The following is a 14,118-nucleotide window of genomic DNA, read 5'->3' on the forward strand; positions in this document are numbered from 1 at the left end:
CCAGGAAATTCGTCCGCGCGCTCGCTCGTCACGGCTTGACCGGGTCGATGGGCCGGGTCGGCGCGGCGGGCGACAACGCCGCGATGGAGAGCTTCTTCGCGTTGCTGCAGAACAACGTTCTCGACCGGCGTACCTGGAACACTCGCGAGGAACTGCGGATCGCGATCGTGACCTGGATCGAGCGCACCTACCACCGCCGTCGACGCCAGGCTGCCCTCGGCAGGTTGACCCCGATCGAGTACGAGGTAATCATGACCACGCCAGCCAGCCGGGCTGCGTGACTACAACTGTCACCTACTCGTGCAGCAGACCCCGGTGACTGAATGCGGTCAGCTCGCTTCGCACGACCTCTACCAGCGGATTAGCGACCCGGTACCTGTCCGGTACCCGATCGGTCACCGGCACAAAAGCCATCTGAAGACCGCCGAGAAATCGCGCGTCCCGCACAGGATCTGGATTCGGAGTTCAGGGGTGTCAATCACCGCCTGCCGATCAGGCGGCATCCCCGAATCTGGAGGATCCGTGACGCGTCTCGGCGATTCTCGAAGCACCGATGGGACGGCACGCCGTCCTGGCACGCGGCCACCTGCAGCACCGGCCGACGACAACCGCAGGCCCTACCCGACCGCACCCAACGTCAGCAGGGTCAGCCCGGCCCGGCCGACGAGGCACTCGCCCTCACCTACGACGAGTCCGACACCAGCGACCGTGTGGGCTTGCGGTCCTGTCCAAGTTCCGCTCGATGAGGACTGGCCGGTGCCGCTGGTCGAGAAGTTGATCTGCGCCTTCAGCCGTCCGCGGGACCAAGTCGTTGTTCTGCCTTGGCCGGGGAGTTCAAGCTCTACGACGGCAGCGATCGAAGCCGCGAACGACCTCGGCCGTCGGACGAACTTCGAGTCCGATGTGGAGCTGGGACTGGCTGCAATCGCTGACTTGGTTGTCACCAGCACGCCACCTCAACAGACCGGCGCGGAGCTCGCGGACCAGGTCGTGCTCGCTGCGGCACGCCTGCTCCGAGTCGGCGGCATCTTCGTGGCGCTGACCCACAACGACTCGGCCGGCGGAGAGCTGATCGACCGCACCGGCCAGCTCGTCACCAGCGCCCAGCACGCCGATCTGCTCTATCTCCAGCACATCGTCGCCGTGCACGCCCCGATCCACAGCGGCCGGTTCCAAGTCGACCTCAACGACCACGACGCAGAAGAACTTCGTCGCGCACGACACCGCGCCGCGGTACGCGGCATTCCCTCTCCACACCTGCGGATCCACTCGGACGTACTGGTGTTCGCTCAGCCGCACGACCACGCCGCTCGACCGCTCGCGGCCGCACAGGCTGTCATCGAAACGGGGGTCACTCGATGAACAACGAACTCCCGATGTCGGTGTGGGCGACAGCCCAGACCGCGCCCTCGACCCAGCGGAAGAACCGCTACACCCGCGAGTCGACCGCCCATCCCGCGAAGATGCTGCCCGACGTCGCGCGCTACGCCATCGCGCACTACACCAAGCCAGGCGACCTCGTGCTGGACCCGATGTGCGGCATCGGCACAACGGTCGTAGAAGCCGTCCATCTAGGACGGCGAGCAGTGGGCATCGAGTACGAGCCGCACTGGGTCACCGTCGCCAACAACAACCTGGCCCTCGCGACCGAGCACGGCATCGACCACGACGGCCAGGTGTTCCACGGCGATGCTCGCCAGCTGTCCACGCTGTTGCCCGCCGAACTGCGCGGCGAGGCCGCACTGGTCGTGACCTCACCGCCGTACGGACCATCAACGCACGGCAGGGTGGCAGTGGCACCGGGCGAAGGTATTCAAAAGTACTTCCACCAATACGGCAGCACGCTCGACCGCGGCAACCTCGCCAACATCGGACACCACCGGTTGCTCAGCGGCTTCACCCGCATCCTCACCGCGCTCGCCGAGTTCATGCGCCCCGGCGGACACATCGCCATCACGGTCCGACCGTGGCGCGAACACGCCGAGCTCATCGACCTGCCCTCCCAGATCCTCACCTGCGGCCGCAACGCAGGCCTCATCCCGGTGGAACGGTGCGTCGCCCTGCTCGCACGGGTGGCCGAGCACGACTTCGTCGCCCGCGGTTCGTTCTTCCAGCGCGACTTCCTCCGCAAGCAGCGCGAGGCCGGTCTCCCCCTCCACCTCATCGCACACGAAGACGTCCTCGTCTTCCGCACACCACTTCGTCCGTCCCGCACTGCGGCAGTCGAAGCGCGTGCCGCATGAGCACGCGCACCGCATCGGACCTGTCCGTCAGGTCCAGCCCTGGTCCGGTGCTGGGTTCGCTCTGCACCGGCTACGGCGGCTTGGACCTCGGCGTGCTGGCTGCCTTCGGCGGCGGTCGCATCGCGTGGTGCGCCGACCCCGACCCGCAGGTTCAAGAGGTCCTTGCCGCCCGCATGCCGGGCGTGCCGAACCTCGGCGACCTTCGCCTCGTCGACTGGACGACGGTCGCCCCCGTCGACGCTCTCGCTGTCGGGTTTCCCTGCCAGGAGATTTCCGCCGCTGGACAACGCAAGGGCATCACGGAGGGAACGCGCAGTGGAGTGTGGATTGACATCGTGGCGTGCATTCGCGTTCTACGACCGCAGTTCGTCATCGTGGAGAACGTCGCCGCACTCCGCTGGAGAAACGGCGGACTTCACCGTGTTCTCGGGGACTTGGCCGAGGCAGGGTATGACGCGGTCTGGCGCAGCGTTCGCGCCTCCGACGTCGACGCGCCGCACCGCCGCGAACGCGTCTTCTTGCTCGCCTGGCCCGCTGTTTCCGACACCGCAGGCGCGCGACGGCGACAACCGCGGTCCCGCCGATCCCACTCGACGCCGTGCCCTGGGTCGCCAGGTGAGTCTGCACGACGTCGTCAACGCGACGCTTGTAGCGGGCCGACGAGTGCCAAGATCCAGGCGCAGGTCGACGCTGTCATCCAAGGCCGCTCGCCCAGTACTCCGCCACCCTCGCGCACGAGCTGGCGCGTCTACTCCGACGTCGTAGGCCGATGGGAGCACTCAACAGGTCGTGCCACACCACACCCGACCGTCCCTGGTACACACGGCGGCCCGGTGCTGTCTCCCGCATTCGTCGAGCACCTCATGGGCCTACGACCTGGATGGGTCACCGACGTTCCGCTGCTCCGCGTTGACCACCTGCGCATCCTCGGCAACGGTGTTGTCCCGCACCAAGCCGCCCACGCCGTCACGACACTGCTCGAAGACTTCCACGAAGCTATGCACGCGTCAGCCCGAGGACGTGTGGCATGAACCTCGTCGAAGCTCTGGCCGAGAATTTGGCCGCCGGCCCCGCCAGCCGCGCCATGCGTTCACCTCGGATCGCCGGACTCCCGGTTGCCCGACCCCCCGAGCGAGGCCAACGGAGTTTCTCGCGCTACGCGTTCACGACCATCGACGGCCGCGGTCGTCTCGGCGACAGGTCGTTGGTCCGGCTGCTCAACTGGCCGCCGGGCACCTCGCTGAAGCCGACCGTGCTAAACGACCAGGTCATCGTGCTCAGTCGTTCCCCCGGCACCGCGACCGTCACGAAGCTCGGCCACGTCCGGCTACCGGCAGCCATCCGGCACCGCTGTCAGCTACGCACGGGCGACGGCCTTCTGCTCACAACCTCTGCCGCCCGTGACCTCCTGGTCGTCTGCACGACCTCAGCGCTCGACGAGGCGCTCGTCGCGTTCGCGCGCGAAGAGTCGTCGTGAACGACATCGACCTCGAGGCGGTGCGAGTCCTGCTCAACCGCCTCGGGGTCCGGCCCGAACAACTGCTCGACCAACCAGCACCGACCCCGATGCCGAGCATCCGCGAGTATGTCGGGCGCGTGGCCAAGGCCGTGCCCGCCGGCACGCTGCGCGTCTACGAGACGTACTGGAACCGCATCGTCGACGAGTGGGGCGACCGGCCGCTCGACGAGCCCACACCGCTGGACATCAAGCAGCTCGCCGAGCGAACCAAGGCAGACGCCATCGTCCGCAAGAACTCCCGCGGCGGCCGCTCAGCAGCCGAGCACCTCATCGCGGCGGCCCGCTGCGTCTACCAGCACGCGATCGCGGACCGCCTGATGTCCGAAAGCGACAACCCGGCACGACGCGTCGCCAAACCTCGCCGCCTCGCCAACACCCGCCGGGCGCTTCCCGACAACCGGCTCCGGGAGATCAATGAAGTCGCTGGGGCGACGGGCAACGATCCCGAGCTCGACCTCGTCCTGCTCCGCTTCCACACCGAGACCGCCGCACGTCGCGGCGGCGCACTCGCGCTCCGACGATGCGACCTGGACCCCGAGCAATGTCTGGTCAGGCTCCTCGAGAAGGGCGACACCGTGCGATGGCAACCGGTCTCGCCAACGCTGATGAGACACCTCCTCGTGCTGGGCGAACAGCGAGGCGCTGTCGGCAGCGAGCAGCTTCTGCGCTACCGCAACGGCGACCCGATCACCAGGCGCCGCTACGACTACCTATGGCAACGGCTCGGCAAACACCTGCCATGGGTGGCAACGCAGCAAGTGAGCACTCACTGGATTCGCTACACCACGCTGACATGGGTCGAGCGACACTTCGGCTACGCCGTCGCGCGGGCGTTCGCCGGACACTTCGGCAAGAGCGACGCCGGCGCCGCGACCACCTACGTCCGAGCCACCCTCGACGAAGTCGCCACCGCGCTCGCCGCACTCACAGACGAGGAGCACCCGCTGGCGGTCACTGGCCCAACGGAAGGCCCATCCGGCACGCGCTGACCAGATTGGACAGACCTCGAACACGCCACACGCATCCAATCGAACATATGTACGAATGCACTGATAGGTTCTCCCGTCATGGATTGGCAGCTTCTCAAACCGTCCCAAATGGACGGCACGCTCACCTTCAGGTACGACACGACTGGGCAACCGGTGGCCCTCTTGCCAGCGAGGTGCAAGCTCGGGCGACACACCCTCGGCCACTCGCAGTTCCGAGCAGTCGTGCACGACGGTGAGGTTCACATCAGCTGCCTGGCTTGCGCCAACAGCGGCGCCGATCACTTCTGGCGGCTGGCCGCCACGGCACCCGCTCCTGACCGTGCCGAACTGTGCGAGGAGCTGTACAACGAGCTCGCTCTCGGCCGCGCGCAGCGAGCGTTGTCCACGGCACGCGTCGATGACGCTCACTAGTCCGTTCACCGTCTGGGAAGGCGACGATGTCCATGGCCGAAGGGCCGTACTCACCGGGGTCGGTATTCGGCTGGACAGGCTGTTCGCCCGTGCGCCCGGCGCGGCCAGGCATGTCATTCCGACCGGCCTCGACCTCACCGGCGAAGTGCAAGGCCGACTCCACGGGCGCTTTCCCGGTGTGGAAGGTGACTGGCTCGGCGTCGTGAACTACGAGATCGGCTATGCCGACGGGCGCCGTGAAAAGCTGCACTTGGTGGACCAGCTCGTTCCGTTTCACGTGCTACGTAAGCGCGAGTAGGCAGAGGGTAGAGGTCAACCGCCTGAACCCCATGGCGGTCGCCCGTGTTGAGCCAGATGTAAGGCCAGGCTGCTTGCCCGGTAGCGGCGGTTGCCGATGCCAATCGATCGGCGGCTTGTCGTGGCGGTTGGCCGAGGCGAAGTGTTTCCTGGTCATGAGCGGGTCGGCCACTGGCAGATGCGGCAGGGCTTGCGCTCCGCGACGGAAACGAGCCTCACCCGGCCTTGAAGGATGAATGGCGCGCACTACCGGGTGACGCCGAACCCCGATGTCATCGTCCGCAGCACGCTCGAGTTCGGCGGCGTGCTCGCCGCCGAAGTGCTCGGCGTGCCGCGCGCCTCCGTCGCGATCGGAGGCGCGATCAACGTGATCTCGCCCCCTTCCACGCTCGCTCCGCTGATGGCCCCGCTCCGCGCCTCGTTCGGCCTGCCGCCCGATCCCACCGGGGAGGCCAACTTCCGCCACCTGCACGCCTGCCTGATGCCCGAGACCTACGACGCGGCAGAGGCGGCCGTTCCCCACTCCAGGTTCTACCGGCACGAGAACCCCGGCAGGCGGGGCGACGCCCTGCCGCCCGCTCTGGCGGAGTTGCCCACCGACAAGCCGTGGGTGTTCGCGAGCTTGGGCACGCTGGCCGCGTTCGCGTCAGACGGCCTTTCCCTGCTCAAATCCGTCGTCACGGCCTTGGCACGACTGGACTGCGTCGCAGTGGTCAGCACAGGACGCGACGTGGCGCACGAAGTGTTCGGCGCCCTGCCGTCCACTGTGGTGGAGTCGGTTCCCAGCCGCTTCTGCTGGAGTGCTGCGATCTCTTCATCACGCACGCCGGTCACAACAGCGTCCGTGAAGCGATGCGCTGTGGCGTTCCGCTCGTCTGCACGCCGATGTTCTCGGAACAGCCGTACAACGCACGCAGGTGTGTGGAAGCCGGCGTCGGCGAGCAGCTGCACACCGAAACCATGACGGCCGACGACGTTCTGGCCGCCTGCCGGAAAGTCCTGGAGGACCCGCGGTACCGGAGCAACGCCAGGCGAATCCGCCGCGACATGCTCGCCCTGCCACCACTCGAGACGTTCATCGACGACCTCCAGTCGTTGGTGGGAAGCGGACTTCCGAACGGCGGCTAGCCGGCGGCCACCACGCCTGCCGGCACGAGGAAGCGCGACACGCTGCGCAGCTTCTCCCGCGTCTCCTCCAGTTCCCGTTCGGGGGTGGACTGGGCGACGATGCCCGCGCCCGCTCGCAGCCAGGTGCTGCCATCGCGGCAGAACACGCTGCGCAGGACGAGGGCAGCGTCGATGGCGCCGTCCGGATCGACGATCAGCACGGCGCCGCTGTAGAGGCCGCGTGGCTGCGTCTCGGCCCGCCGGATCAGCTCGCAGGCGGGTGCCTTCGGGACACCGGACGCCGTGACCGCCGGGAAGAGCGCGGCGAACGCGTCCCAGCCGGTGCGACCCGGTGCCAGTGAACCCGTGAGCTGGGAGGCGAGGTGCTGCACGCTGCCGCGTTCCTTCACGCCCATGAACTCTTCGACACGGACGGTCGACGGCGTGCACACGGTGGACAGTTCGACCGCCGCCACACGCACCGAGATCGCGTGTTCGAAAACCTCCTTCGAGTCGCGGTAGAGCTCGTCACGCCGTGCCTGGTCGGCGTCGTGGTCGCCGAGGAAGGCGCGCGTGCCGGCCAGCGGCTGGGTGACCACCTCGCGTCCGGAACTCACGCTCATCACGATCTCCGGACTGAACCCCAGCGCCCGCCAGCCGTGCAGGCGCAGCAGGAACGAGCGTGCCGGGCTGTTGGCAAGCCGGCCGGTGAGGTAGGTCGTGGGCATGTCGATGTCCTCGGGTACCGGTACCACCCGGGAGAGGATCACCTTGTCGAGCGCACCGGAGCGGATCTCCGCGATGGCCGCCGCGACCGCCTCCCGGTAGCTCTCAGCGTCGTGGCCGTCCACGTCGACTTTGACGCGCGTCTCCACCGGCTCGATTCCGCCGGTCAGCACCGCATCGGCGAGCCGCGTCTCCAGCGCGTCCAGGTCGGCCGCGGTGAGCGCGCGCAGCAGGGCGGTGCCGTTTTCGACGCGCACCTCACGCCTCGGGATCATCAAGGTGACCGCGCCGGACTCCGGCACGTCTTCCATTCCGTGCAACGCATAGGACAGTTCGAAGGTGGCCCAGCCGTAAGCGCGCCAGTCCTCGACGTCGACCTCCGCGAGCCGGGAGGCGATCGCCGGCAGCGGTTCGCCCGCCCGTGTGGTCACGGTCGCGTGGGCGCCTTCACCCCAGCAGATCGATCCCTGGTTCTCGTAGAGCACGTTGTCCTCGGTCGACGTGCCCGCGAGCGCAGTGGCCACGCGAAGAGGATCGACCGGCAACGCGACCTGACGTTCCCAATACTGCACTGTGGTTCTCCAAGGTTTGGCCGGTTCTGCCAGCCGGGTGCACGGGCCCGGTCACGAACGGGCCGCGTTCGTGCGGCAGGTGCTTGCGCGGGCGGGGATGAGGAAGGGCGCGGCATCGACGCGGAGCCGGTTGCGCTGCGGGTCCATCAGGACCGCTTCTTTCGGTGTGACGCCGAAGAACTCGGCGTCGAAGTCCGCGGCGTTCTCCAGGTAGGCGGCGCGGCTGACTGCCCGGTTCACCGCGGCGACGGCAGCGGGACCGTGTGCCGGGTACGACGACCACCGGTCGCGGGGAAGGTCTCCGACCTCACTGCGTGCCGCGATCAAGCCGGCCCAGAAATCCGCCGGTTCGCAGATGCCACCGACCAACCGCAGTCCCAGATCCACGACGGCGACGTCGTTGTCCGGGCTACCAGAACTCAAACGCGTCATTGCTACCTCACAGATCTCGGCCAAGCCGCCTCCACCTCACGGGATCTCCCAGCCAGCTCCAGGAGCCGGCCGCAGCGCGGATGCGGCCGGCCGATGATGACGAGCGCGGAGCCCACCGGCACGACGACATCAGCCGCCGGGCCGGTGGGGCTGGGCATCCGGTTCGGGCCGGATTCCGCGAGGGCCCCGATCGCGGTGATCGGGGCCGTCACGCTCAGCTGGTGTCGCCGACGTCGAACGTCTCGCAACCGGAGATGCGGATGAGGACCCGGCCGTCCGCGCTCACCGCCTCCTCGACGTTCGCGTCGTCGACGTGGATGAGCCGGATGCCGTCCGGGTGGGACTTGCTCACCTCCGCGTCGCTTCCGGTCGTGAAGAACTCGATGCGGTCGATGAACCGGGGTACCGCGACGAGGTGGACGCCGTTGCCGTCGGTGCGCAGCAAGCGGGTCCGGGCCAGCGCGTCCAGCATCACCGTGGGGACCGGCGGGTTCTCCAGGAGTGCGTGGTCCGCTTGGGTGCCGGGCGGGACCAGCACCCATCGGGAACTGGTGCCGTCCGGGCCTTCCCTGCCGTCGGTGCTCGCGCGGTAGACCCCTCGCAGGACCACGGCACTGTCCTCGCGGTAGTAGGGATCTTCCGACGGCCGGTCGGTGACGACGTCCCGGGCGGGCGGAGGCACCGGGAGGTTGCCCAGCACCACGTGGCACGCGAAGTGCTCGCGGTCCGCGCGCAGCACCCGGCCTCGCCGGTCCACCACGTCGCTGGTGATCCGGACGTGCACGCGGTCCGGACCGTCCGGCCGCGCGGTCACCCGGTAGGGGTTGTCCGGCCCGGCCTTCGGCGCGACGAACGCCGAGAACCGCAGGTTCTCCAGGGTGCGGACGGGCAAGCCAGGAACCACCGCCGTCGCCGCTTCGGCCGCGATGGTGGCCAGTCCGGTGCCGTGCATGGTCGGTTTGCCGTTCACCGTGTGGTCGACCAGGAAACCCGCAGTGCGCTCACCGAGGTCCAGCAGCCACTGGGTGGCAGCACGCGTGATGCGGTGCGGGGTGTCGAGCATCCACCGGGTGCGTTCCGGCACCGGGTGCACGAAGCCGGGGAACTGCTCGCCGAACGTCGCGCGTTCCTTCGCGTTGAGGAACGCCACCAGCGGCTGGGCGACCGAGGGCGTGCTCAGCTCGGCGGCCAGGTGCCGGACGCCCTCGGCAGGGGCGAGCGGAGCCATGATCCCCGCTCGTTCGTTGTTGCCCTGCATCAGCTCCGACCCGCCCATGCCGATCTCCGCCCAGATCGGCCAGATCAGCGTGCGCTCGTCCGCGCCGCGGACCAGCGCCGCCTGGCGGGCCGCGCCGTGGAGGAAGTCGTTGCCGGGCGCGTAGTCGGTCTCGCCCGGCAGTCCCACGAGGCCTGCCACCGAGCCGAAGTTGCACCACTGGGCGGGCTGGGCGGTGCCGAACGCGGCCTTGAGGTTGCGGTAGCCGTCGACCTTGACCCCGCGGATGTGCCGCAGCCCGTTGACCGTCAGCCGGGCGATGTCGCCGCCGTTGTGCAGGCCGGCGCCGTGCACGAGCAGGTCGACGTCCGGGGTGACCTGCCGGATCGCCTCGACGGTCGAGCGGACGGCCTCGGCGTCGGTGAGGTCGCAGGTGAGGTAGTCGACCGCGTCCTGTCCGCAGAGCGCACGCAGTTCCCGCAGGTTCCGCTGCGACTCGCGGGCGTTGAGCAGGCGGTCGAACCGGGCCATGACCTCTCGCACCGTGGCACCGGGGGTGCGGGCGCGTTCGGTCTTGAGGAAGTTCGCCCGCAGGCCGGGGAGCTGCTCGTCGCCGGCGTCCAGCAGCTCCTCCGGCACGTCCTGCAGCCGGGACGACCCCAGCAGCCACAACCGCAGCGGCGTGCGCGCGGCCAGTTCCTTGGCGCAGGCGGCGGTGATCCCCCGCGCGCCGCCGGTGATCACGACCACCGATCCCGGTCGCAACGGCGACACGTTCGAGCTCAGGTCGAGCGGCGCGGGCACCAGCTTGGTGCGCAACCGCACACCGTCGTGGTGCAGCACCGCCGGATAGCCGCGGTACCCGGCCAGCTCCCGGTTCAGGGTGTCCCAGCCGCCGGTCTCAGAGCTGATCACCACGGCCAGCCGCGCTTCGCGGAGGTCCCAGGCGAGGCTGCTGACGATGCCGGTGAACAGGCCGGTGGAGGAGTGCGGGACACCGCTGCGCAGTTCGTCGACGAGATGCACCCCGAGGGAGCCACCGGCGTCGATCCGGTCGCGGCACGACTTCGCCGCGAGGAACAGCGCTTCGTGTGCGCGGAGAGTTTCCTCCTCCACGATGTCACCGGGTGCCGCCGCGCCGGTGGAGGCGAAGAGGCGGATGTGGCTGAACCGGCCCGCGCCCGTCGCGGCGTCGGGGAACTGGGCTTCGACCGGTGCGCTTTCGTCCAGCACGTGGACGTGGGCACCGGACTCCCGCACGCGTGCGGGTACCGACTCCTCGCATCCGGGCTGCACCACGACGAGCCAGTCCGGCCCGGGAGCGGTGGTCCACTCGGCGTCGGGAGCCGGTTCTTCGACGTAGGTGCAGACGTAGCGCTCGTTGCGCGGCGCCGGCCGGGTGGCCCGGTGCGGTGTCAGGACGATCCCCGGCGCCGAAGGGCCGCCGGCGACCACGCGGGGAGCCTCGCCCAGCCGGTCGAGCTCGCCGATGAGGTCACACGCGCCGTTGGCTCCGAGATAGTCCACCGGCCGTGGGGCTCGGGCTTCGGTACCCCCGGTGGCGACCGAGATCTCGCAGAGCACGGGCCACCCGGCGGCCGCCGCGGTGTTCTCCCGCGCCAGGGCGAACAGGAAAGCCCCTTCGCCGAGAGGACCGCGACCAAGCAGAGCACGCAGTTCGTCGGTGCTGTTGCCGTTGAGGCTGAGCACGAGCGCCAGGTCCAGCGTTCCGCCGCGGAGGTGCCGCACCGCCGTCTGGACCGCGTGCGCGGTGGAGTCCGGTCCGGCGTCGGCGAGCTGCACCGCGCCGTTGAGGTTGTGGCGGTTGGCGATGCGCGACGCGATGACGTTGCCCATCAGCCCGGGCTGGGTGTCCGGAGTGGACTCGGGGGTTCCCGCCCGCACCGTGTGGCCCGCGGCTCGCGCGGCCTCCGCGTACTCGTGCGGGTCGAGCCCGCCCGGCGTCACGTCGAGCAGGTCGTCGGCGTAGCAGCGCAGCGCCGACTGGTACCAGGACAAGGTCGGCCCGTAGTGCGCGGCGACGACACCGGTGGTCTCCTCGCGCCCCTCCCACAGGTGCCCGTGCTCGGCCAGGAAGCGTTCGGCCACGTCCAACGCCATCAGCTGGGTGCGGTCGACGGCGTCCGACACCGCGGCGGGCAGCCTGCTCACCTTCCACTGCGGCGCCGGGTAGGGCAGGGGGAAGCCGGTGTCGTCAGCGGGCGCTCGCCCGTCGCCCAGGCGCGCCGCCACTTCGGCCGAGGTCGGTGCGCCCGGCAGGTGGGCACTCCACGCGACCAGAACGATCCGGTCGTCCTTCGCCGGGGGCCGCGCGGCGGGTGCGGACTCGCCCGGACCGGGCTCGTCAGCCAGCAGCAGGTGCCCGTTCGTCCCGCCGAACCCGAACCCGGACACGCCGACCAGGCGCGGTCCGGCGGGCAGCGGCGTGTCCCGCGTGGGAACGGTGACGTGCTCCGCGGTCGCCGCCGCACCGGGTTGTGGCCGCTGGGCGGGGACCACGCCGTGGCGCAGGGCGAGCAGCGCGTGGATCACCGACACCGCGCCCGCGGCCCACCCCGTGTGCCCGATCAGGGACTTGTTGCTGGTGCACAGCACTTCCTCGCCGGCCGCCGACTCGTTCAGCGCGGCGAGCTCGACCTCGTCACCGGCTCGGGTGCCGGTGCCGTGCCCGACCACCCAGACCGGGTGGCGCTCCTGTCCGTGCCCGGCGCGTGCGATCGCCAGTTCCTGCCCGCGGCGGTTGGGAGCGGCGATGGCCTTGCCCCGGCCGTCGGCCGCGGCGCCGAACCCCGCCAATACGCCGAGCACCTGCTGGCCGTCGCGCCGGGCGTCAGCCAGCCGGCGCAGTGCCACCACCGCCGCGCCGTCGGAGAAGAGCGTGCCGTCGGCGGAACCGTCGAACGCGTTGACCGCTCCCCGGTGGCTGAGGCCGCCGAGCTTGCTGAACAGCACGTTGAACCGCGGGGTGACCATGAAGTAGCCGCCGCACAACGCCAGGTCGGTGCTGCCTTCCCGCAGTGCCGCCACGCCAAGGTCGATGGCGTAGAGCGACGAGGAGCACGCGGTGTCCACGACCGTGACGGGCGTGGTGTCGGGCAGCAGGCCGCGCACGGCGTTGCGCACGACCCCGTCCGGCAGGTGGTCCTCGGGGCTGCCCGCGGCCAGCCGGTAGCGCTCCCGCAGCACCGAGCGCAGCCGTTCCGCGTCCGGGCCCGACGGCGAGGGCCAGTTCTCGGCGAGCAGGCGGGCGTACCCCTCGACGACCATGGCCTGCTCGAAGTGCTGGTCGCCGTCGGAACAGGCGCCGATGAACAGCGAGGAACGGGACGACGGCCCGTCCGGCAACGCCTGCTCCAGGGCGCGACGCAGCCAGGACGACGACAGGCTGGCGTCGGGAGCGACGTCCTCGTGCCGTCCCATCCGGACGAAACCCGCTGTGCGCGCGTACGTGCGGTCGCGATCGCCCGGATCGCCGGCCCAGAAGGTGTCCTGCGGATAGCGGTCCCCCGGTTCGCTGAACGCGGGCTCGCCGGTGCGCAGCAGTTCCCAGAACTGCTCGGGCGACTCCGCGCCGGGGACGACCAGCCCCATGCCGACGACGGCGATGGCGCCGTCGTCCTCCGCACGGTCAGGGGTGTTCCCGGCCGCGCGGCCGGAGGTGCGGACGGGCACACCGTTGGACGCGCGTACGGGCGCGCTGCCGGAAGCAGGTGCGGACACGCGGTCAGCGGCACCCGCGGACGCGCTGTCCGCCGGCACACCGGGCTCGACGAGCGCCGCGGCCGGGCGAGCGGCACCGCCCCACGTGCCCCCGGCGCGGATCAGCGCGCCTCCCAGGCGGATCCCGCCGTCGTTGACGACGTTCTCCCCCGTCATCCAGGACGCTTCCGGCGACGCGAGGAAGGCCACGAGCTTCGCGTGCTCCTCCACGGTGCCCAGCCGGCCGAGCGGGGTGCCCGCGACCGTCGCCTCCAGCACCTCTTCACTGCGGGGGAACAGCTCCACGGTCTTGCTGACCAGCATGCCGGCGGAGGCCATGTTCACGCGGACGCCGTGCGGACCGAACTCCACGGCGAGGTACTTCGTCAGCTGCTCCAGGGCGCCCTTGCACACGGCAACGCAGCTGTAGTTGTCGATGACGACGCTGGTGCCGATCGAACCCAGGTTCACGATCGCGCCGCCGCGTTCCTTCATGAGCGGGAACGCGGCACGACAACAACGGCGGGGACCGTGGACGTTCGTGTCGATCGCCCTCTCCCAGTCGCGGTCGGTGAGCACGTGGCCGGGCTCGAAGACGCCGCGCGCGGCGTTGTTGACCAGCACGTCGAGCCGGCCGTGCCGGCGCGCGACCTCGGAGAACATCTCCTCGACCGCGTCCTGCTTGGCCACGCTCGCCCGCAGGTGCTCCGCGGAACCGCCTTCCGCGAGGATGTCCGCGACGGTCTGCCGCGCCGCGTCGATGTCGTGGAACCAGTTCACGATCACATGGCCACCGCCGCGGGCCAGTTCGCGTGCGATGGCCCGGCCCTGTCCCTTGGACCCTCCCGTCACCAGGCAGATGCGATCGGCGAAAGCGCCTGCACGG

The 14,118-nt window shown here is 69.9% G+C and carries 12 protein-coding genes; 9 read left to right on the forward strand and 3 right to left on the reverse strand.

Translation table 11 applies throughout. The annotated features are described in order from the left end of the window. The 9 genes from BMW88_RS39460 to BMW88_RS42575 all read left to right on the forward strand — a co-directional run. On the forward strand, positions 1 to 281 hold a 281-nt coding region (locus BMW88_RS39460; RefSeq protein WP_143116491.1), incomplete at its 5' end, for an integrase core domain-containing protein. 475 nt (positions 282 to 756) lie between these two features. Beyond that, positions 757 to 1,362 (forward strand): hypothetical protein, encoded by a 606-nt coding sequence (locus BMW88_RS39465; protein ID WP_089961950.1) that lies wholly within the window; start codon positions 757 to 759, stop codon positions 1,360 to 1,362. Beyond that, positions 1,359 to 2,243 carry a TRM11 family SAM-dependent methyltransferase gene (locus BMW88_RS39470; protein WP_089961953.1) on the forward strand — a complete coding sequence of 295 codons (885 nt, stop codon included), beginning with the start codon at positions 1,359 to 1,361 and terminating at the stop codon, positions 2,241 to 2,243. Before BMW88_RS39465 ends, BMW88_RS39470 begins: the two co-directional genes overlap by 4 nt. Beyond that, positions 2,240 to 3,274 (forward strand): DNA cytosine methyltransferase, encoded by a 1,035-nt coding sequence (locus BMW88_RS39475; protein WP_089961957.1) that lies wholly within the window; start codon positions 2,240 to 2,242, stop codon positions 3,272 to 3,274. The genes BMW88_RS39470 and BMW88_RS39475 overlap by 4 nt, the downstream gene beginning before the upstream one ends. Beyond that, on the forward strand, positions 3,271 to 3,720 hold the full coding sequence (locus tag BMW88_RS39480; RefSeq protein ID WP_089961961.1) for a hypothetical protein: 450 nt from the start codon (positions 3,271 to 3,273) through the stop codon (positions 3,718 to 3,720). Before BMW88_RS39475 ends, BMW88_RS39480 begins: the two co-directional genes overlap by 4 nt. Continuing rightward, positions 3,717 to 4,751 carry a tyrosine-type recombinase/integrase gene (locus BMW88_RS39485; protein WP_425434735.1) on the forward strand — a complete coding sequence of 345 codons (1,035 nt, stop codon included), beginning with the start codon at positions 3,717 to 3,719 and terminating at the stop codon, positions 4,749 to 4,751. The genes BMW88_RS39480 and BMW88_RS39485 overlap by 4 nt, the downstream gene beginning before the upstream one ends. A gap of 397 nt (positions 4,752 to 5,148) precedes the next feature. Next, entirely contained in the window at positions 5,149 to 5,460 is a 312-nt protein-coding gene (locus BMW88_RS39495) for a hypothetical protein (protein ID WP_089961967.1), read from the forward strand. Positions 5,461 to 5,763: 303 nt separating this feature from the next. After that, positions 5,764 to 6,423, forward strand: coding sequence for a hypothetical protein (locus BMW88_RS39500; RefSeq protein ID WP_177221657.1), 660 nt, complete (start codon positions 5,764 to 5,766; stop codon positions 6,421 to 6,423). Next, positions 6,312 to 6,587, forward strand: coding sequence for a glycosyltransferase (locus BMW88_RS42575; RefSeq protein WP_177221658.1), 276 nt, complete (start codon positions 6,312 to 6,314; stop codon positions 6,585 to 6,587). Before BMW88_RS39500 ends, BMW88_RS42575 begins: the two co-directional genes overlap by 112 nt. Here the strand turns inward: BMW88_RS42575 and BMW88_RS39505 are convergent. The 3 genes from BMW88_RS39505 to BMW88_RS39520 form a co-directional block, all read right to left on the reverse strand. Further along, entirely contained in the window at positions 6,584 to 7,816 is a 1,233-nt protein-coding gene (locus BMW88_RS39505; RefSeq protein ID WP_245778372.1) for a salicylate synthase, read from the reverse strand. The two genes, BMW88_RS42575 and BMW88_RS39505, sit on opposite strands and share 4 nt — an antisense overlap. Positions 7,817 to 7,915: 99 nt before the next feature. Next, complete coding sequence (locus tag BMW88_RS39510) at positions 7,916 to 8,320, reverse strand: beta-ketoacyl synthase N-terminal-like domain-containing protein (protein WP_143116492.1); 405 nt, start codon at positions 8,318 to 8,320, stop codon at positions 7,916 to 7,918. Between the two features lie 190 nt (positions 8,321 to 8,510). Then, positions 8,511 to 14,084 (reverse strand): SDR family oxidoreductase, encoded by a 5,574-nt coding sequence (locus BMW88_RS39520; protein ID WP_245778373.1) that lies wholly within the window; start codon positions 14,082 to 14,084, stop codon positions 8,511 to 8,513. Positions 14,085 to 14,118: the final 34 nt, after the last annotated feature.

The organism is Lentzea xinjiangensis, from assembly GCF_900110955.1.
Lineage (GTDB): Bacteria > Actinomycetota > Actinomycetes > Mycobacteriales > Pseudonocardiaceae > Lentzea > Lentzea xinjiangensis.

Excerpts from the sequence above, each read along its gene's own strand:
- BMW88_RS42575 (WP_177221658.1), top strand. The coding sequence starts at position 6,312 with ATGCGCTGTGGCGTTCCGCTCGTCTGCACGCCGATGTTCTCGGAACAG.
- BMW88_RS39475 (WP_089961957.1), top strand. The coding sequence starts at position 2,240 with ATGAGCACGCGCACCGCATCGGACCTGTCCGTCAGGTCCAGCCCTGGT.
- BMW88_RS39495 (WP_089961967.1), top strand. The coding sequence starts at position 5,149 with ATGACGCTCACTAGTCCGTTCACCGTCTGGGAAGGCGACGATGTCCAT.
- BMW88_RS39470 (WP_089961953.1), top strand. The coding sequence starts at position 1,359 with ATGAACAACGAACTCCCGATGTCGGTGTGGGCGACAGCCCAGACCGCG.
- BMW88_RS39480 (WP_089961961.1), top strand. The coding sequence starts at position 3,271 with ATGAACCTCGTCGAAGCTCTGGCCGAGAATTTGGCCGCCGGCCCCGCC.